Source organism: Pseudonocardia sp. TRM90224 (assembly GCF_021245725.1).
Classification (GTDB): Bacteria; Actinomycetota; Actinomycetes; order Mycobacteriales; family Pseudonocardiaceae; genus Pseudonocardia.
The window spans coordinates 189,332-207,927 of record NZ_JAJGSX010000005.1 but is presented as its reverse complement, the minus strand read 5'-3'; the positions used below and the strand labels follow the sequence as shown (position 1 = coordinate 207,927).

Genomic DNA, 18,596 nt, shown 5'->3' with positions numbered 1-18,596 from the left:
CGGCGGGCCCTGGGGTGCTCGGACGCTAAGATCGGCATCTCCCGCTGTCAAGCGCGACAGGCCGGGCGAGATAGCCTCGCCTTCGTGCGCTTCTTCTACGACTGCGAGTTCATCGAGGACGGGACGACGATCGACCTCGTGTCGATCGGGGTGGTCGGCGAGGACGGGCGCGAGTTCTACGCGGTCTCCACGGAGTTCGACCCGTCGCGGGCGGGCTCGTGGGTCCGGGCCAACGTGCTTCCCAAGCTGCCGTCGCCCGCCGACCCGGCATGGCGCTCGCGGGAGAAGCTGCGCGCCGACCTGCTCGCGTTCCTGACCGACGCACCCGGCGACGTCGAGCTGTGGGCCTGGATCGCCGCCTACGACCACGTCGCGCTCTGCCAGCTGTGGGGTGCCATGCCCGCCCTGCCGCGAGCGCTCCCGCGCTTCACCCGTGAGCTGCGGCAACGCTGGGAGGACGCCGGACGGCCGCCGCTCCCGCCGCCCACCGTCGACGCCCACGACGCGCTCGCCGACGCCCGGCTCAACCTGCTGCGCTGGAATGCGATCGAGACCGCCGTAGCCGCACGCTGACCGGTCGCCGCGACACTTTAGGCTGGTGGCCGTGAACTGGACGGTCGATGCACCGGTCGACGTGCTGCCCGAGCTGCCCCCGCTGCCCGACGAGCTGCGCGCGCGGCTCGACGACGCGCTCTCGCGGCCCGCCGCGCAGCAGCCCGACTGGCCCGACGCCGCGCACGTCGCGCACGTCAGGACGGTGCTGGAGTCGGTCCCGCCCGTCACGCTGCCGCCGGAGGTCGACCGCCTGCACGAGCGGCTGGCCGCTGTCGCGCGCGGTGAGGCGTTCCTCCTGCAGGGCGGTGACTGCGCCGAGACGTTCGTCGACAACACCGAGCCGCACATCCGCGCGACCATCCGCACGTTGCTGCAGATGGCGATCGTGCTGACCTACGGGGCGTCGCTGCCGGTGGTGAAGGTCGGGCGGATCGCCGGCCAGTACGCGAAGCCGCGCAGCGCACCGATCGACTCGCTCGGGCTGCCGTCGTACCGCGGCGACATCGTCAACTCGATCGTTCCCGACCCCCGCGCGCGCATCCCCGACCCGTCGCGCATGGTGCGGGCCTACGCCAACGCCGGCGCCGCGATGAACCTCGTGCGCGCGCTGACGGCCACCGGGATGGCCGATCTCACGATGGTCCACGACTGGAACAAGGACTTCGTGCGGCAGTCACCCGCCGGGGCGCGGTTCGAGGCGATCGCGGCGGAGATCGAGCGGGCGCTGCGGTTCATGGACGCCTGCGGCGTGGACGACCACAACCTGCACAGCGTCGAGTTCTACGCCTCCCACGAGGCGCTGCTGGTCGACTACGAGCGCGCCATGCTGCGCCTCGACGTGCGCGACGCGAACAACCCGCGCCTCTACGACCTTTCCGCGCACTTCCTGTGGATCGGGGAGCGCACCCGCCAGCTCGACGGCGCGCACATCGCGCTCGCGGAGCTGCTCGCCAACCCGATCGGGCTCAAGATCGGCCCGACGACCACGCCGGAGCAGGCCGTCGAGTACGTCGAGCGGCTCGACCCGCACTGCACGCCGGGGCGGCTCACGCTGGTCAGCCGCATGGGCAACGGCAAGGTCCGCGACGTGCTCCCGGCGATCATCGGCAAGGTCGAGGCGTCCGGCCACAAGGTCATCTGGCAGTGCGACCCGATGCACGGCAACACCCACGAGTCCACCACCGGCTACAAGACCCGCCACTTCGACCGCATCGTCGACGAGGTGCAGGGCTTCTTCGAGGTGCACAGGGCGCTCGGGACGCACCCCGGCGGCATCCACGTCGAGGTCACCGGCGAGGACGTCACCGAGTGCCTCGGCGGCGCGCAGGAGATCTCCGACGCCGACCTCGCCGGCCGCTACGAGACCGCCTGCGACCCCCGTCTCAACACCCAGCAGTCGCTGGAGCTCGCCTTCCTCGTCGCGGAGATGCTGCGCGGCTGACGGAGCCCCAACTTCCCCACCGTTTTGTGCACCTGCGCGCCTGCTGAGCGCGCAAGTAGACAAAACGGTGGGGAAGTTCGGCGTCAGCCGACGACGAGGGTGACGGTGGTGCCGGGTTCGACCTCTTCGCCCTCGGAGGGGTTCTGGTCGCGGACCCTGTTGCCGCCGCCGCCGAAGATGCCGCCGAAGATGGTCGACACCCGCTCCGCCTTGAGCCCGAGCCGTTCGAGCTCCCGCTCGGCGTCGTCGAACGAGGAGCCGACCACGTCGGGCACCTCGATCTCGTCCGGCGGCGCGCCGCGGCTCGTGATGATCGTGACGGTCCCGCCGACCGGCAGCTTCGACCCCGCCGGCGGATCTGTGCGGACCACGGCGCCTTCCGCGACGGTGGCGCTGTACTCCCGGTCGCGCTTCTCGCCGCGCTCCGGGCTGAGCTTCGCCTCGCGGATCGCCTTCTCAGCGGCCGCAAAGGGCGTTCCCGGCGCGATGTCGGGCACCGTGGGGCGTCCGGTCGACACCGTGAGGGCCACCGACGCCCCACGCAGGAGCTGCGCCTCCGGCTGCGGGTTCGCGGCGGCCACGACCCCTTCCGCGATGCCGTCGTCGGGGGTCTCGGTGATCGTCGCGACCAGGTTGGCGTCGGCGATCAGCTGCAGGGCCGCCTCCCGCTCCAGCCCGACCACCGACGGCATCGCCGTCCAGCGCCCGCTGCCGAGATACCAGGCCGTCACCCCGACCAGCAGCGCGACGACCAGCACGAGCGCGATCCACAGCGCGAACACCCGCCTGCTGCGCAGCCGTGCCCGCAGGTGCGGCGCGTGCTCGACCTCCTCGACGTCGGGCCGTTCCATCATCCGTGTGCCGGTCCGTCCCGGCGGCGCGGCGGGGTGCACCGCGACCCCGGGCATCGTGTCCTGCTCCTCCAGCGGCCGCCGTGGCGGCACCGGCGGCGGCACCCGCGGTACCTCCAGCAGCTGGGCGACCTGCCGCAGCTCGGCGAGCATCGCGGCGGCGTCCGCCGGCCGGGCCGCGGGGTCGCGACTCGTCGCGCGCAACACGAACCGGTCGAGCTCCGGCGGCACGTCACCCGCGATCAGCGACGGCGCCGGCATGTCGTTGTTCACGTGCCGGTACGCGACCGAGATCGCCGTGTCGCCGGTGTAGGGCGGGGTGCCGGTCAGCAGCTCGTAGAGCAGCACGCCGGCGGCGTAGACGTCGCTGCGCGGGTCGGCGTTGCCCGTCGCCACCTGCTCCGGCGAGAGGTACGCCACCGTGCCCATGATCATGCCGGCGTGGCTGGCGCCGGCCTGCGCCGCGGCCGTGGCGAGCCCGAAGTCGGCGACCTTGACCTCGTGGTTCTCGCTGATCAGCACGTTCTCCGGCTTGACGTCGCGGTGCACGAGCCCGAGCCGGTGCGCCTCGGCGAGCCCGGCCAGCACCGGCTCCATGACGGCGAGCGCGGCGGGCACGCCGAGCGGCCCCCGGTCACGCAGCACGTTGCGCAGCGTCGCACCCTCGACCAGCTCCATCACCAGGAACAGCACCGGCCCGTCGGGGCCGATGTCGTCGCCCTGGTCGTGCACGTCGACGACGGCGGGGTGGTCGATGCGGGCTGCCGAACGCGCCTCCCGCTCGAAGCGCATGCGGAACGCGGGGTCGGCCGCCATCCGCGGATCCATCACCTTGATCGCGACCGGGCGATCGAGCCGGGTGTCGGTGCCCCGGTAGACGATCGACATCCCACCGCGCGCGATCACGGGCCCCAGCCGGTACCGCGCATCGAGCAGCGCGCTTGCGGCCGGAGGAGCGTTCACACTCGAAGACGGTACCGCCCGACCGGATGCTGCCCCTGACGCACTCACCTGTGGCATCGTGTCCGCCTGTGAACGACGTGTTCGTGGTGTCCGACGACGTGGCAACGATGCCGGTCGCGGAGGTCGCCCAGCTGCTTGCCATCCCGGTCACCCGCGTGCACCAGCTCGTGCGCGACGGGCAACTGCTCTCTTTCCGTCGCGACGGCGGCGCCGTGGTGCCGACCGACTTCCTCGACGGCGACACCGTCGTCAAGGGTCTCCCGGGCACCATCACGGTGCTCCGCGACGGGGGCTACTCCGACTCCGACATCCTGCGCTGGCTCTTCGCGGAGGACGACTCGCTGCCGGGAACGCCCGTTGCGTCGCTGCGCGCCGGCCGCCACCGCGAGGTCAAGCGCCGCGCGCAGGCGATGGCCTTCTGACCCGACCGGTCCGCGAGCCGCAACTTCCCCACCGTTTTGGGCACATGCGCGCCGTTCTGGCGCGCATCCACCCAAAACGGTGGGGAACTTCGGGGGCGGTCTACGGGCGGGCTCGCCGTCGCGCCACCAGGGCCGCGGCGAACCGGGGGAGGGCCACCGCGGCCCTGCGGCGCAGCGGCACCGCCACGCGCCTGCTGAGCACGTCGTAGCCCGCGGCCTCGATCTCGTCGAGGATGCCCTTGTAGAGCGTGTAGGCGCACCGGACGCACGAGCGTGACGTCGGCGCGAGCAGGGCGATGCCCGGCTCCGCCCTGCGGTAGACGGCGCGCGTGTGCGCGACGAGGTGCGTGAGCGCCCGGCGCACCCGCTGGTCGGTCCGGCGCGCCTTGCGGCAGTCCAGCAGCAGCTCGCGGTCGACGCCGAACGCGGCGAGTTCCTCGGTCGGCAGGTACAGGCGGCCGCGGTCGAGGTCCTCGCCGACGTCGCGGAGGAAGTTGGTGAGCTGGAACGCCACCCCCAGCGCCGCAGCCGGGGCCTCGGCGTCCGCCAGCGGCCCCGTCGTGCCCAGCACGGGCAGCATCTGCAGCCCGATCGCGGCCGCGGAGCCGTGCATGTACACCCCGAGGTCGTCGAACGTCGCGTACTCGCCGATCCGCGTGTCCATCTGCATCGACGTCATGAAGTCGGTGAAGTGCTTGTGGTCGATGTCGTACCGGTCGGCGGTGTCGCTGACGGCGGCGAGCACCGGGTGCGCCGCGGACCCGCCTGCGAGCGCCGCCTCGAGCTGTCTCGCGAGCGCGGCGAGCCGTTCCGCCTTCTCCACCGTGGGACGGCTGTCGGCGAGGTCGTCGACGATCTCGTCGGCGAACCGGGCGAAGCCGTAGAGGGCGTGCACGGCCGGTCGGGTGGCCGGCGGCAGCATGCGGGTGGCCAGGAAGTAGGTGCGCCCGTGGCGCGCGTTCAGCTCACGGCAGGTGAGATAGGCAGCACGCAGCTCGGTGCCGGTGATCCCGGCGGCGTCGAGCTCAGCCGGCGCGCTGCTCGGCACCGGAGGCCGCGCCCGGCTTGGCAGCGCCGTTCGATGCACCGTTCGCGCCGTTCGAGGCGCCGTTGGATGGAGCGGACGTGGCCGGAGCGGGCTCCGGGGTGACAACGGCCTTGACCTCGACAGCCTCGGGCGCGACCGGCTTCGGCGCGACCGGTTCTTGCGGCGCAGCAGGGCCCGATCCGTTCTGGCCGGCCACAGCCGGCTGCTTCCGGCGCCAGCTCGCCCCGGCCGAGAGCCGCAGCGGGTCGCGCTTGCGCAGCGACACGGCGGCCAGCAGCGCGAGCAGCCCGCACGCGATGAGGTAAGGCCAGTTGTTCAGCTCGTCCTCGCCGCGCGGGTTGTAGACGATCACCAGCATCAGCGACCCGAAGGCCACGAGCTGCAGGCCGCGCAGTCGCCACGGTGCCGCGGCGATCAACGCGATGCCCCAGCTCGGGTACCACGGCAGCATCGCGGGGGAGAGCACGGCGACCGCGAGCAGCACGATCCCGGCCCTGCGGACGGCGTCGGGGCCACCCTCGCGGGCCGCGAGCCACTGCCGCACCGCGATCGTGACGAGCAGGATCCCGCCGAGCGCTCTCGTCACGACGATGAACGGGCCCTGCGGGACGGTCACGAAGATGCCGACCAGGCCGTGCAGGATCTGCCCGACCGCGGTGGGGATCGACATCCAGTTGACGATCATCGCGGGGGCGCTGAGCGCCGGCAGCCACCCGATGTCGACCCCGGCCAGCAGCGAGAGCGCCGCGAAGGTCAGCACGAACACCGCGAGACCGGCGCCGATCGCCTTCAGGATGCGCTTGACGGGCGGGCCGGACATGTACGCGGCCCACACGAGCACCAGGAACGGCAACGCGACGACCGCGCTCGCCTTGACCGCCATCGCCCCGGTGACCAGGACGATCCCGAAGACGTGCTGCTTGCGCAGCGTTACCATCGCGCCGGCGGCGAGCAGCCCGACCACGAGCAGGTCGTTGTGCCCCCCGCCGATCATGTTGACGACCATCATCGGGTTCGCGACGGCGATCCAGAGCGCGACGGGAACCTTGCCGCCGAGGCGGCGGGCCAGCTCGGGCAGCGCCCAGACCAGCAGGAACAGGCCGGGCAGCAGGGCGAGCCGCATGAGCAGCACGCCGAGGATCATGTTGTCGCCCGCGACGGCGGCGACGCCCTTGGCGATGAGGATGAACAGCGGCCCGTACGGCGCCGGCGTGTCCTGCCAGAAGTAGTGCACGTTGTCGGCGATGACGCCCGGCATCGCCTCCGGCCCGAACTCGTACGGGTCGATGCCGGCCAGCGGGAGGCTGCCCTGGGCGAGGTAGCTGTAGATGTCGCGGGTGAACAGCGGCGGGCAGCAGAGCATCGGCAGCGTCCACACCGCCGTGGTGGCGAGCACCGCCCTGCTCCGCACGCGCCCGGCGATCACCTCGCGGCCGAGCTGGATCCACGCCCACGCCATGAGCACGACGCCCGCGTACACCAGGATCGTCGCGAGCTGGTGGCCGTGGCCGTAGCGCCAGAACCCCAGCGGCGAGTTGGTGAGCAGCGGGTCGCGGACCAGCACCCCACCGGCGCCGAAACCCCCGATGGCCATCAGCACGGACCCGGCCAGCCCGAGCAGCAGCGGGCGCCGCGGAGGGCGCCCGAAGCGGTCACGCCACGATGGCGTGGTTGCGGGCACGTGCGCGGGCGACGCCGGCTCGGGGAGCGCCGGTTCGTCGAGCGGTGGTGAGGGCCTCATGACGCGATCCATGCTCGCATGGCCGGTGTCAACGTCCTGTGGGCACCCTGCCATCAGTGCGGTGCGGCGAAGCTCGGGACCCTGCCGGTGAGCCGCTGAGCGGCGAGCCTTCCCGAGATCAGGACCGGTGGGATGCCGACGCCGGGGGTGGTCCCGCAGCCGGCCAGCACGGCGTTGGAGAGGCCGCGCACGACGTTGCGCTGCCGGAACGGCCCCGTCTGGGCGAACGTGTGAGCTGCCGAGAACGGTGTTCCGGCGCCGAGTCCCTGCGCCGCCCACCCGGCAGGCGTGACGACCTCCGCGACCTCGACGTCGTCCGCGAGGCCGGTCAGCCCGCGCGCGTCGAGCACCCCGAGCAGCTCGTCGCGGTAGGCGGGCCCGATCCGCTGCCAGTCGAGCTCGCCGGCCGCGAGGTTGGGGCACGGGGCCAGCACGAACAGCAGGTCGGAGCCTGAAGGAGCGAGCATGGGATCGGTTGCGGTCGGCCGTGTGATCAGCAGCGACGGGTCGCTCATCACCCGACCGTCGTCGATGATCTCGCGGAACGTGCTCTCCCACGCCGCCCCGAACGAGATCGTGTGGTGTGCGAGCTCGGGCCGGCTGCCGCGCAGCCCCGCGTGCACGACGACCGCGCTGGGCGACCAGCGCAGCGGCACGGCCCGGCGCGGCGCGCGCCCGAGCAGCTCGTGCACGACCGGGAGGTCGGGGGTGAGCACGACCGCGTCGCAGGCGAGCCGCTCGGCACCGTCCTCGGCGCCCTTTTCTGCGGACGTCCCTCGATGGCGGACGGCCCGTACCGCGCCGCCGCTGCGTTCGAGCCCGGTCACGCTGCGCCCGTAGAGGATCGTCGCGCCGGCGGCGTCGGCGGCGTCGGCGAGCGCGGCACCGACGGCGCGCATCCCGCCACGCGGGAAGTAGACCCCGCCGATGGTGTCCATGTACGCGATCACGCCGTACGCCGCGAGCGCGCGGGCCGGCGGGACCCCCGCGTAGAGCGACTGGAACGTGAAGATCCGCCGCAGCCGCTCGTCGGGCAGGTAGCGAGCGACCCGGCGGCCGAGCCGGCCGAACCCGCCGAGCCGCGCGAGCTGCAGCAGGTCGGGACCGACCAGGTCGAAGGGCGAGTCGAAGTTCGCGCCGATGAACGAGTCGATCTGTGCCTCGTAGAGCTTCGTCAGCCATTCCCGCAGGCGCAGGTAGCCCAGCGCCGCGTCGGGTCCGCAGGTGCGGCGCACCTCCTCGGCCATGGCCTCGCAGTCGGTGTGCACGTCGATCGTCGACCCGTCGGCGAAGGCCGCCCGGTAGGCCGGGTCGAGCCGCACCAGGTCGAGCCGGTCCTCCATGCGATCGCCGACCGCCGCGAACGCCTCGCCGAGCAGCTCGGGCATCGTGAGGACGGTCGGGCCGGTGTCGGCGTGGTACGTCCCGCGCGGGGTGCGCAGGTCGAGCCGCCCGGCGCGCCCGCCGGGGTGCTCGTCGCGCTCGACGATCGTGACCTGCCGACCCGCGCCGAGCAGGTGCAGCGCGGCCGAGAGCCCGGCGAGACCGGCCCCGACCACGACGACGTGATCGGCGCCCTTCACCGGTGCCGGCGGGTGGCCGTCACAGCGAGGTCGGCGAGCTGCGCGGCGGCGGGCTCCGCGACCTCGACGGCGGAGAGCGAGTCGAGCGCCGAGCCGGTGAGCGCGGCGATCCGCTGCTCGACGGCCTGCGCGGCACCCAGCTCGACCAGCACCGACCGGACCCGCTCCACACCGTCGGTCGCGAGGTCGGGGTTGCCGACCGCGGACGTGACGGCCTCGCGCGCGGCGTCGTCCCCGCGGGCCTCCGCCCGCTCGACGGCGAGCGCGACGAGCAGAGTGCGCTTGCCCTCGCGCAGGTCGTCGCCGGCGGGCTTGCCGGTGACCTCGGGGTCGCCGAACACCCCGAGCAGGTCGTCGCGCAGCTGGAACGCGATGCCGATGTCGGCACCGAAGCGGCGGTACGCGCCCACCAGCTCGGCATCGGCGCCGGCGAGCGAGGCACCGAGCTGCAACGGGCGCTCGACCGTGTACGCGGCGGTCTTGTACCGGTCGACCTGCAGGGCGGCGCGCGCCGACAGGTCGCCGGTCGACTGGTGCAGCACGTCGAGGAACTGCCCGCCGAGCATCTCGGTGCGCATCGCCCCCCACGGCTCCGCGGCGCGCTGCAGCGCCTCCGCGGACAGCCCGGACGTGTGCAGCATGTCGTCGGCCCACGCGAGCGCGAGGTCGCCGAGCAGGATCGCCGCCGCCGCGCCGAACCGGGCGGGCCGGCCGCACCACTGCGACTCGGCGTGCTTTCGGGCGAACTCGACGTGGACGGTCGGGCGGCCGCGGCGCGTCGCGGAGGCGTCCATCAGGTCGTCGTGGATGAGCGCGCACGCCTGCAGCAGCTCGAGCGCGCTGATCCCACGCAGCACGGCGAGCGCTTCCGGCGCGTCGACGGTGCCGCCCGCGCCGCGCCATCCCCACCATGCGAACGTCGGGCGGATCCGCTTGCCCCCGGCCAGCACGAACTCCGCCAGCGCCGCCGTGGCCTGGGCGAACGCGGGGTCGATCGTCGTGGCCTGCGCGTTGCGCACATCGAGGAACGCGGCCAGCGCGTCCTCGATGCCGGAGGCGAGCTCGGTGTCGCTCGGCACCGGTGGCCCGCCGTCGGCGACCTCGGGCCAGGTGTCGAGCGATCCGGTGCGCGTCACCGCGCACCCCCATGTCGCGAACGTCCGGATCGTCGAAGCACAGGTCGAGGGTAGTCGTGGCCGGTCACCGGGGCTCGGCGGCCGCACGCGGGCGGCGCGTCGTGCACCGCCCCGAAGCGTGAAACGGACGTCCGCAATCGGGAAGGACGACCGGGCGGACCGGCCCACTAGGCTGGTGCGGGTGAAGGTCACGCAGCGGATCGACGACCGCATCGGGTCCGGTTCGCCCGGTTTCTCGGTCGAGTTCTTCCCTCCGAAGGACGCGGCGGGGGAGGCCGAGCTGTGGCGTGCCATCCGGCGTCTCGAACCGCTCGACCCGGCCTTCGTCTCGGTCACCTACGGCGCCGGCGGGTCGAACCGCGACCGGACGATCCGCACGACGGCGCGGATCGCGACCGACACGACGCTCGTCCCGATGGCGCACCTCACCGCGGTCTCGCACTCGGTCGCCGAGCTGCGCCACGTCATCGGCTCCTACGCGGCCGCGGGCATCCCCAACGTCCTCGCGGTGCGCGGCGACCCGCCCGGTGACCCGCTCGGGGAGTGGGTGCGGCACCCCGAAGGTGTGACGTACGCCGACGAGCTGGTGCGGCTGGTGCGCAAGCTGGGCGACTTCTGCGTCGGGGTCGCCGCGTTCCCGTACGGGCACCCGCGCTCCGCCGACCTCGACGCCGACCTCGCGATGCTGCTGGCCAAGATGCGGGCCGGCGCCGACTTCGCGATCAGCCAGCTGTTCCTCGAACCGGAGGGCTTCCTGCGGCTGCGCGACCGGCTGGCGGCCGCCGGCTGCGACGCACCGCTGCTGCCCGGGATCATGCCGCTGACCACCGTCCGCACGCTGCACCGCGGGCCGGAGCTCTCCGGCGCGCCGCTGCCGCCGGGGCTCGTCGAGCGGCTCGAGCCCTACACCGGCGACCCGGCGTCCTTCCGCGCCGCCGGCATGGACGTCACCGCGGAGCTCTGCGAACGCCTGCTCGCCGAGGGCGTGTCGGTGCTGCACTTCTACACGCTCAACCGCTCCGTTGCGACGTCCGAGCTGGTGGACCGGCTGGGGCTGGGGGCGCGGCGGGCGGTCGGGGTGCGCTGAGCCGCGCCCGCACCCCCGCACGGAGGGCAGGAAAGCCACTTTCAGGCCCTCACAGGGCAGGAAAGTGGCTTTGCTGCCCTCCCAGCCGGCCCGCCCGGCGCCGACCAGCGGGGCCTACCGGATCGGCGGGCTGACGGGTGGGTTGCGGGTGCGGTACGCGATGAAGACGACGATGAGCGCCGCCAGCACGACGATCCCGGCCAGCCCGAGCGTCCAGTTCACCGGATCGGGTGCATTCGGGTCGTCGTAGATGATGAGGGCGTCGATGTCGCCGACCTCGCCGGGGGTGAAGGTCCAGCTCACGACGTCGGAGTCGGCCTCGCCGTTGGTCTCGCGCAGGGCGCCGGGGAAGGTGATCCGCAGCTGGAAGTCGGCGCTGTCGACCGTCGCGCTGGTCAGGTCGGCCTTGCCGGCGACCAGCACGCGCCCGCCCGAGCGGCGCAGGGTGAGCGTCGCGCCCTTGCCTGCCGGGCCCGCCGCCCCCGTCAGCGCCGTGACCTGTTCGAACGTCAGCCCGGAGAACTCCAGGGACGAACCGGCGTAGCCGTCTTCCTTGTAGGGGGTGACGGTCACCTCGGAGGCGAGGTCGGGCGGGAGCGTGACGGTGGGGCCGGTGTCGTCGGGTGACTTCGCCGGTGTCGCCAGCACGATCTTGCCGTTGACCGTGTCGTCGGGCTGGATCGCGAGGCCGACCTGCACCCGCGCGCACCCGGTCAACGCGCCGACGAGCGCGACCAGCACCAGCAGGACGAGCGGGACGGACCTGCGGCGCGACCGGGCGGGGTGCGATGTCGACGATGGCACGAGGTCATCGTGCCCGGCGGTCAGCCGGAGTGGTGCGGTGGGGGGAGCGGCAGCTCGCGACCCAGCACGGCGAACGGGCGGGCGTCGCCGGTGAAGCGGTGGTCGCGCAGCACGTCGCGGAACCCTGCCCGGCGATAGAGGCGCCACGCCCTGCCGGGCGGGTTCGGCCCGTACTCCGGCGTGGAGAGCAGCACGCGCGAGCGCGGCGTGCCGGCCAGCAGCGCTCGCAGCAGGCCCTCGCCGAGGCCGCCGCCCTGCGCCTGGGGCAGCACGTGCAGCTCGGTGAGCTCGAAGTAGTCGTGCATCCAGAGCGATGGCGCGCCCGTGGTGGTGAGCAGGCCGCGCCGCACCTCCTCGAACCACCACTGCCCCGGACCGCCGGTGTAGCCGTACGCGATGCCGAGCAGCGTGCCGTGCTCGTCGAGCCAGCCGACGGCGCGCCAGCCGGGCCGTCCGGTGTGGTCGAGCCACAGCGTGCGGCGGTGGCGGGCGGTGCTGGCCGGGTAGCCCATGGCCATGACGTAGATCTGCAACGCCTCGGTGAGCCGGTCGGCGAACTCGACCTGGCTGAACTCGACGAGGTGGCGCGCGGGGGCCGCTGTCACGCCCTCCATCACACCACGTGTCGGGCCCCGAGTCCCGTGCTGCGGCACTCGACTTGACGACTCGCCTCCAGCAAGGTTCACTTGTTGTAGGTCGAACATGCGTTCGATCGCCGGGCTCCGGCCGGCGGGCGAAGGGGAAGCGTCCGCCGGTCGGGCAGCCGGTGCCTGTCGGGAGGGGGCGCATGAGCGCGTTCAGCAGGGTGTTCAGGTCGCGGGAGCCCACCCCGATCCTCGTGCGCTGGCAGGACGGCGAGCCTGTCGAGTTCCAGCGCAGGCCGGTGCGGCGCGGGCCCCGGTTCCTGGTCACCGATGTGCGGGAGCGGTGGATCGAGGAGTCGCCCTGGCCGTTCCCTTCGCCCATGCCGATCGGGGGCGACCGGCTGCGGTGCTGGCGGGTGGAGGCGCGCTCGGCCGAGGAGCCGGAGGCGCCGGCGAGGGAGTTCGTGCTCCGCATGCGTGCCGGGCCCGGTGTGTGGGACCTGGTGCGGGTCGCCGAGTAGAGAGGAGCGACCGATGACGATCACCACTTCTGCCACCACTGCTACTACCACGCCGGCGCGGATCCCCGCGCAGCGGCGCGGCCACGTCTCCGCCGCGCCGCGGCCGGCGCCCGCCCCGACGTCGCGCACCGCCCTGTCGCTGTTGCGCCAGGCCGCCGACGGCATCACCGAGGCGCACCGCGAGAGCGACCCGATGCTGCGCTACCCGGCCGCCTACCTCGCGGCGCTGCGCGCGGCCGCCGCCGTGCTCGCGGTGCGGGCCGCGCCGCTGCCGAAGCGGGGAGCGAGCCGCAACGCGTGGCAGCTGCTGGCCGAGGTCGCACCGGAGCTCGCCGAGTGGGCGGCGTTCTTCGCCTCCTGCTCCGACACCCGCGCCGCGGCCGAGGCCGGCATCTCCCGGCTCGTCGGGCAGCGCGACGCCGACGACATCCTGCGCCAGTCCGAGCGGTTCCTCGGGATCGTCGCGGAGTCCATCCCGCTCAGGTGACGGACCGGGGTCGGGCCCGGATGGGGGAGCGCCGCACGAAGCCCGGCCGCGACGGCGGTGATTGCCCGCGGCCGCGGACCCGTTGCCAGGAAAGCCACTTTCCTGTCCTGTGGTGCCAGGAAAGTGGCTTTCCTGGCAACGTGTGCGTTGCGCACGTGTCCTGATCGCGGGTACGTCGTCGGGCCGCGTCAGCGGGCAGGGTCAGCGCGCACTCGCTCACGTCTGGACGTGAACGACTGCGAGTTGATCAACCCGGGGTCGGTGGGCGTGCGCGCAGTCATCTGCGGGCGTGAGCAGCGGTGAGTTGACCGGATGCCGGGCTGTCCGCACCGTCCGATGCCGTCCATGATCACCGGCTGGGTGCACGAACCGACCAAATTGGTTCGTTTGCGCGCCGAGATGGTGATCATGAGCCCGGTTCCCTCGCCGAGCCGCACGTGGTGGCCTGCGGCGAGCAGGTGAGCCGGCCTCCCGCCCGCCTGCCCGGCCGGGCCGTTCACCGACCCAACCCCGGCCGTACACCCGGGCCGGGCCTAGCACGGATTCTCGTCCCTCGTGGCGGCCGAAGGCCACGGCGGACTTCCTGTCCTGTGGTACCAGGAAAGTGGCTGCTGTCAGGCGGATCGCCGCAGCCACCGCGGTGGACCGGCTCCCGGATCCAGGCACTGGCTGCTCGAGAGTGTGCTCAGGGCTGTCGCGGCAGCCCTGAGCACACTCAACTCGACGACCACGCCCGCTCGGCGACCGCGGGATGTGCGCGAACGGCACTTTCAGGCCAACCTATCGTTCGAAAGTGCCGTTCGCGCAGCTCACCCCGGGTTGAGGAGGGCAGGAAAGTGGCTTTCCTGCCCTCGCGTGCGCAACGCACACACCCCGGCCGGCTGCCCCAGCCCTGGCCCCGGCCCCTGGCCCTGGTCGCTCGTGCACAGGTTCACCTCCCCGTGCACAGGTTCGAACGTGTGCACGGCGGCACCAACCTGTGCACGAGCGCCCTGCGCGCCCTGTTCGTGCACTCACCCCGGTCTGCGGTCGCGCACCCGGGCACCCGGGCACGGATTCTCATCCCTCGTAGCGGCCCGGAGGGCCATGGCGGACTTTCCTGGCAACATGTGCGTTGCGCACGCGACCTGCTCGCGGGTAGGTCGCCGGGCCGCGTCAGCGGGTGGCGGGCGGCGCGGCAGGCTCCATGACGCGCCGCTCGGAGCGCAGAACGCGCCCGAGCAGCGTGGTGAACACCGCCGAGACCTCGCGCGCGCCGGGTGTGTCCCACCGCTGGATCGGCAGGCAGGCGCCCTGCGCCTGCTGGATGGCCGAGCGGTCGGGCAGCAGCCCGTTGAGCACCAGCGGGCCGAACAGCTCCCGCAGCTCGTTGATGCGGTACTCGTGCTCGATGTTGCGCGGGCGCACCCGGTTGATCAGTACCCCGAGCGGCTGCAGCCCGGGGTTGCCCCGCTGGCGCTCCGCGTGCACCGCGTCGAACGCCCGTTGCACGCCGGAAACGGCGAACATCGTGGGGTCCGTGACGAGCAGCGCGCGGTCGGCGGCGGCTAGCGCGCCGCGGGTGAGCTGACCCAGCGAGGGCGGGCAGTCGATCAGGACGAGCCGGTACGGCTCGAAGCTCACGCCGCCGACGAGGTCGCCGTCGTCGGGCTCCAGGATCCGTTCGAGCGCGCGGCCCAACCGTCCGAGCTGCGTCCCGCTCGGGTCGGGGTGGTTGTGGCGCTCGGTCTGCTCGGCGCCGACGAGCACGTCGAGGCCCTCGCCCCAACCGCTCGGGACGATCGCTCGACGCAGCACGGCGCGGCGCGGCTCGTCGAGCACATCGGCCACCGTCGCGGTGGTCTGCCCGACGTCCAACGCGATGGTGGCGTTGGCCTGCGGGTCGAGATCGACGAGGAGCGTTCGCACCCCGTGCTGCTGGGCGGCGCCGGCGAGTCCGAGCGCCACCGTTGTCTTACCGACCCCACCCTTGAGGCTCAACGTGGCGACGACCTGCACGGCGATCAACCTACCCTCCGGTCGTGTCCGCCCTTCGACGTCCGCCTCGTGCAACGGCCAGAAGGATCCGTGAGGCGTCGAACCGTAGGCTGCCCGCGTGACGGTGGGTGTTGGTGGGGGTGTCGGGGCAGGGCCGGTGCGTCGTGCTGTGCTCGAGGAGCTCGGCGCGGCCGGTGGCGCCGCGCCGCGTGTGCTCGACGTCGGCGGGGGCAGCGGCGCATGGGCGGTGCCGCTCGCATTGCGCGGCTGCGCCGTGACGGTCGTCGACAACAGCCCCAACGCGCTCGCCGCGCTGCAGCGACGGGCTCGCGAGGCGGGGGTCGCGGACCTCGTCACAGCGGTGCAGGGTGACGTCGACGCGCTCGCCGACGTCGCGCCGGTCGGCGGGGCCGACCTGGTGCTCGGGCACGGCCTGCTCGAGGTGGTCGACGACGTCGAGGCGGCCGTTGCCGCGCTCGCCCAGGCCGCGCGGCCCGGCGGGGCGGTCTCGTTGCTGGTCGCCGGCCGGTACGCGGCCGTGCTCGCCAGGACGTTGGCCGGCCGGCTCGCCGAGGCCCGCGCGATGCTCGTCGATCCGGACGGTCGGTTCGGCCCCGGCGACGCGCTGCGACGCAGGCTCGACGCCCGCGGGCTGCGGACGTTGCTGGAGCAAGGCGGCCTGCACGTCGAGCTGCTGCAGGGCGACGGGGTGCTCGAAGGCTGGGTTCCCGGCGCGGTGCGCGACGGCGGTCCGTCCGACACGAGCGCCGTCGCCGAGCTGGAGTCACTCGCTGTCGCGGAGGCGCCGCTGCTCGACGTGGCGACCCGCTTGCACGCCCTCGCCCGCCGCCCGAGATGATCGTCGTTACACACGAATGACCCGTTTGCCTGATGGACACGACCCCCGCACGGCCTTCTGCGGTACAGATCACACCCGTACGTGGTGGCCATTCGCAGAGATCGACCCGTCCGCTTGACGAGTCCGGGTAGTCGGAAGGCCACGAGACTCGTATCCTCTGGGGTAGACGCCCAATCCCCGGGCGCTTGTCGTGTCGTTCCGGCACCATGGACGATGACCCGACTGGACGACCAAGTGCCGGAGGCGAAGCCATGCCCCTCTCCGAGCACGAGCAGCGGCTGCTCGAACAGATCGAGCGCGCTCTCTACGCCGAGGATCCGAAGTTCGCATCCACCGTGCGCGGTGGACGGCTGCGAAAGCCCACACGACGGCGTCGGCTCCAGGGCGTTGCGGCCTTCCTCGTAGGCCTGGTGCTACTGGTGGTCGGCGTCGCCGTCCCACAGCTCTGGCTGGCTTCCGCCTTCCCTGTCCTGAGTGTTGTCGGGTTCCTGCTGATGCTCGGCGGTGCTGTTCTTGCCGTGACGTCCGTGGGCGCTTCGGCGAAGGCGGGGGAGTCCAAGGAGCAGGCAGAGCCCGACAAGAACGGCTTCACGGGCCGGATGGAGGAACGCTTCCGCCGCCGGTTCGAGCAGGAGTAACCCGAGTTCGTCGCGAAACGGCACCTCGCGGCTGACACCTCGTCAGCCAAGGGGTGCCGTTCGTGTTGCGGCCTTCCGTCCCGCGCTGAACGGCGCCCTCTGCGCCCAGTCCCAGAACAGCTCAACGGGTCCTCGGCCGAACCGGCGCAGCCAGAGCGCGGCGAACGCCATCAGCGCTGCCGAGAGCAGCGCCCATGCTGCGATCGTCCACCAGGGGCGACTCCCGGCGAGCGTCAGCGCGAGCCCGAGGCCCCAGCCGTAGCAGAGGATCGACGCCAGCAGGTTCTGCAGGATGTACCCGGTGAGGGCGGTCCGGCCCAGCGCTGTGACGCCTCGGCGCAGCAGGCCGGGTGCGCCGGACATCCGCAGGACGATCGTGGTGACCATGGCCAGGATCCCGACGGCCACCACCGGCGCGAGCAGGTATCGGCTGATCAGGTTGTTCTGTTGCAGCAGCGTCGCGGCGAAGTTCAGCGGCAGGCCGATCCCGAGCCCGGCAACCGTCAGTCGCTTGCGCAGCGCCGCGCCCACGTGGTCGTCGATGAGGACCCCCGCCCGCCATAGCCGGATCCCGACCAGGAACAGCGTGACGGCCATGGGGAGCATGAGGATCGACTCGGCGCGGTAGACGTACCAGAGGTCGATGCGGTCCTGGACCTGATCGAGGTAGCTGCCCGCGGAGAACAGGTCCGGACGGCTCGTCCGGTTGGCGGGCGGGCCCTGCGCGATGGCCGCGAGCGCCAGCACGAGGGCGGTGTGCAGCCCGCCGGCCGCGTACATCCAGGTGTTGATCGTCTGCAGGGTCCGGCCGACCAGGAAGGCCACGACGACCGACGCAACGGCATACCCCATCAGCACGTCGAACTCGAAGATCAGCACGTAGTGCACGAGGCCCTCGGCGAACAGCAAGGTCGCTCGCCAGAGGTAGCGCCCCGGCCAGCCGGTTCCGCGTCGGCGCGCGGAGCGGTACTGGATCTCCAGGCCGATCCCGAACATGACGGTCAGCAGCGCGATGAACTTGCCGTTGGCGAGGAACGACAGGAACGCCTCGACGCCGTGCGGGAACGAGTCGTACGGGGGCGGGTTGGGCCCGCTCGACGGCCCTGCGGGATCGGTGAACAACCAGATGTTGGTCCCGAGCGAACCGAGGATGGCGATGCCCCGCAGGACATCGAGCGCCTCGACCCGGCGTGATGGCGGTGGTGCTGTCACGAGCGGCTCCTGGGAGTCATATGAATCGCTAGCGATACGAATGTATCACCTGAGATACGGCATACTCCGCAGATGGCGATCACAACCGTCCCGGACGCCCGCCGGCATGCCATCGGGTCCGCGCTGTTGCGCGTGGTCGCCAGGGACGGGCTCGACGGGGTGAGCCTGCGTGCCGTCGCCGCCGAGGCCGCGACCTCGCTGGGCATGGTGCAGCGCCAGTTCGCCACGAAGGACGAGATGCTGCTGTTCGCGCTGCGGCTCTCCGGTGAGATGACGGGGGAGCGCATCCGGCGGGTGCCGTTCCGCGGGCCGGTGCTCTCGACGCTGCGCCGGATCGTCGACGAGCTGCTACCCCTCGACGAGCAACGCATCACCGAGGCGCGGGTCTACCACGCCTTCGTTGCAAAGGCGGCGACGCGGGCCGACTTCGCCGACGTCGTCGAGAAGCAGGACCGCGGCTTCCAGGAGATCCTGGTCTCGGTCTTCGCGACGGCCGAAACAGAGGGCGAGATCGCTCCGGGCCACGATCACGCGGCGCTGGCCCGCCTTTTCAGCTCGGTCCTCGACGGCACCAGCGCGGCCATGCTCGCCAGGCCGCCCGGGGCGCCGACGGCCGACATCACCGCCGGGCTCGACGAGCTGCTGAGGATCTTGCAGCTACCGGAACCGACCTGAGCGAGCCCACGT

The 18,596-nt window shown here is 72.6% G+C and carries 18 protein-coding genes; 9 read left to right on the top strand and 9 right to left on the bottom strand.

The genetic code is table 11. The features are described 5' to 3' along the window. The first annotated feature begins 84 nt into the window (after positions 1–84). The gene (locus LL648_RS10240; protein WP_232662222.1) at positions 85–573 is read left to right on the top strand and encodes a polyadenylate-specific 3'-exoribonuclease AS; all 489 of its coding nucleotides are present in this window, start codon (positions 85–87) and stop codon (positions 571–573) included. Between the two features lie 31 nt (positions 574–604). Then, complete coding sequence (locus LL648_RS10235) at positions 605–1,996, top strand: class II 3-deoxy-7-phosphoheptulonate synthase (RefSeq protein WP_232662221.1); 1,392 nt, start codon at positions 605–607, stop codon at positions 1,994–1,996. Positions 1,997–2,079: 83 nt separating this feature from the next. On the opposite strand, the gene pknB is transcribed toward LL648_RS10235, so the two are convergent. Further along, positions 2,080–3,810 (bottom strand): Stk1 family PASTA domain-containing Ser/Thr kinase, encoded by a 1,731-nt coding sequence (gene pknB, locus LL648_RS10230; protein WP_232662220.1) that lies wholly within the window; start codon positions 3,808–3,810, stop codon positions 2,080–2,082. Positions 3,811–3,860: 50 nt separating this feature from the next. On the opposite strand from pknB, the gene LL648_RS10225 reads away from it, so the two are divergent. Further along, a complete protein-coding gene (locus tag LL648_RS10225) occupies positions 3,861–4,232 on the top strand; it encodes an Rv2175c family DNA-binding protein (protein WP_374112020.1) in 372 nt (123 codons plus the stop codon). Between the two features lie 100 nt (positions 4,233–4,332). Here LL648_RS10225 and LL648_RS10220 read toward each other — a convergent pair whose 3' ends face one another. The 4 genes from LL648_RS10220 to LL648_RS10205 are packed head-to-tail and all read right to left on the bottom strand — an operon-like array spanning position 4,333 to position 9,740. Continuing rightward, positions 4,333–5,280 carry a phytoene/squalene synthase family protein gene (locus LL648_RS10220; RefSeq protein ID WP_232662219.1) on the bottom strand — a complete coding sequence of 316 codons (948 nt, stop codon included), beginning with the start codon at positions 5,278–5,280 and terminating at the stop codon, positions 4,333–4,335. Next, a complete protein-coding gene (gene mptB / locus LL648_RS10215; protein ID WP_232662218.1) occupies positions 5,258–7,021 on the bottom strand; it encodes a polyprenol phosphomannose-dependent alpha 1,6 mannosyltransferase MptB in 1,764 nt (587 codons plus the stop codon). Before mptB ends, LL648_RS10220 begins: the two co-directional genes overlap by 23 nt. A 53-nt stretch (positions 7,022–7,074) precedes the next feature. After that, positions 7,075–8,604, bottom strand: a complete 1,530-nt coding sequence (gene crtI, locus LL648_RS10210; protein ID WP_232662217.1) for a phytoene desaturase family protein — start codon at positions 8,602–8,604, stop codon at positions 7,075–7,077. Next, on the bottom strand, positions 8,601–9,740 hold the full coding sequence (locus LL648_RS10205; protein ID WP_374112019.1) for a polyprenyl synthetase family protein: 1,140 nt from the start codon (positions 9,738–9,740) through the stop codon (positions 8,601–8,603). The genes crtI and LL648_RS10205 overlap by 4 nt, the downstream gene beginning before the upstream one ends. Before the next feature lie 181 nt (positions 9,741–9,921). Between LL648_RS10205 and LL648_RS10200 the strand changes: the two genes are divergently transcribed. Beyond that, complete coding sequence (locus LL648_RS10200; protein WP_232662216.1) at positions 9,922–10,827, top strand: methylenetetrahydrofolate reductase; 906 nt, start codon at positions 9,922–9,924, stop codon at positions 10,825–10,827. A gap of 114 nt (positions 10,828–10,941) precedes the next feature. Here LL648_RS10200 and LL648_RS10195 read toward each other — a convergent pair whose 3' ends face one another. Beyond that, positions 10,942–11,631 (bottom strand): LppM family (lipo)protein, encoded by a 690-nt coding sequence (locus LL648_RS10195; protein ID WP_232662215.1) that lies wholly within the window; start codon positions 11,629–11,631, stop codon positions 10,942–10,944. A gap of 20 nt (positions 11,632–11,651) precedes the next feature. Next, positions 11,652–12,245, bottom strand: coding sequence for a GNAT family N-acetyltransferase (locus LL648_RS10190; RefSeq protein WP_232662214.1), 594 nt, complete (start codon positions 12,243–12,245; stop codon positions 11,652–11,654). A 173-nt stretch (positions 12,246–12,418) separates the two neighbouring features. On the opposite strand from LL648_RS10190, the gene LL648_RS10185 reads away from it, so the two are divergent. Continuing rightward, entirely contained in the window at positions 12,419–12,736 is a 318-nt protein-coding gene (locus LL648_RS10185) for a hypothetical protein (RefSeq protein ID WP_232662213.1), read from the top strand. A gap of 13 nt (positions 12,737–12,749) precedes the next feature. Beyond that, the gene (locus LL648_RS10180; protein WP_232662212.1) at positions 12,750–13,223 is read left to right on the top strand and encodes an SAV_6107 family HEPN domain-containing protein; all 474 of its coding nucleotides are present in this window, start codon (positions 12,750–12,752) and stop codon (positions 13,221–13,223) included. Positions 13,224–14,378: 1,155 nt separating this feature from the next. Here LL648_RS10180 and LL648_RS10175 read toward each other — a convergent pair. After that, positions 14,379–15,221 (bottom strand): ParA family protein, encoded by an 843-nt coding sequence (locus tag LL648_RS10175; protein ID WP_232662211.1) that lies wholly within the window; start codon positions 15,219–15,221, stop codon positions 14,379–14,381. A 97-nt stretch (positions 15,222–15,318) separates the two neighbouring features. On the opposite strand from LL648_RS10175, the gene LL648_RS10170 reads away from it, so the two are divergent. Together LL648_RS10170 and LL648_RS10165 are read left to right on the top strand one after the other, a co-directional pair. Then, on the top strand, positions 15,319–16,059 hold the full coding sequence (locus tag LL648_RS10170) for an SAM-dependent methyltransferase (RefSeq protein ID WP_374112018.1): 741 nt from the start codon (positions 15,319–15,321) through the stop codon (positions 16,057–16,059). Between the two features lie 251 nt (positions 16,060–16,310). Further along, a complete protein-coding gene (locus LL648_RS10165; protein ID WP_232662319.1) occupies positions 16,311–16,697 on the top strand; it encodes a DUF3040 domain-containing protein in 387 nt (128 codons plus the stop codon). Positions 16,698–16,739: 42 nt separating this feature from the next. Here LL648_RS10165 and LL648_RS10160 read toward each other — a convergent pair whose 3' ends face one another. Next, the gene (locus LL648_RS10160; protein WP_232662210.1) at positions 16,740–17,909 is read right to left on the bottom strand and encodes a DUF418 domain-containing protein; all 1,170 of its coding nucleotides are present in this window, start codon (positions 17,907–17,909) and stop codon (positions 16,740–16,742) included. 72 nt (positions 17,910–17,981) lie between these two features. Here LL648_RS10160 and LL648_RS10155 point away from each other — a divergent pair, with 72 nt between their 5' ends. Further along, positions 17,982–18,584: a TetR/AcrR family transcriptional regulator gene (locus LL648_RS10155; RefSeq protein ID WP_232662209.1), complete on the top strand. Its 603-nt coding sequence runs from the start codon at positions 17,982–17,984 to the stop codon at positions 18,582–18,584. Positions 18,585–18,596: the final 12 nt, after the last annotated feature.

Bases quoted from the DNA above. Each gene is read 5' to 3' on its own strand.
- mptB (WP_232662218.1), bottom strand. From the start codon at position 7,021: ATGAGGCCCTCACCACCGCTCGACGAACCGGCGCTCCCCGAGCCGGCG.
- LL648_RS10190 (WP_232662214.1), bottom strand. From the start codon at position 12,245: ATGGAGGGCGTGACAGCGGCCCCCGCGCGCCACCTCGTCGAGTTCAGC.
- LL648_RS10185 (WP_232662213.1), top strand. From the start codon at position 12,419: ATGAGCGCGTTCAGCAGGGTGTTCAGGTCGCGGGAGCCCACCCCGATC.
- LL648_RS10180 (WP_232662212.1), top strand. From the start codon at position 12,750: ATGACGATCACCACTTCTGCCACCACTGCTACTACCACGCCGGCGCGG.
- LL648_RS10165 (WP_232662319.1), top strand. From the start codon at position 16,311: ATGCCCCTCTCCGAGCACGAGCAGCGGCTGCTCGAACAGATCGAGCGC.
- LL648_RS10155 (WP_232662209.1), top strand. From the start codon at position 17,982: ATGGCGATCACAACCGTCCCGGACGCCCGCCGGCATGCCATCGGGTCC.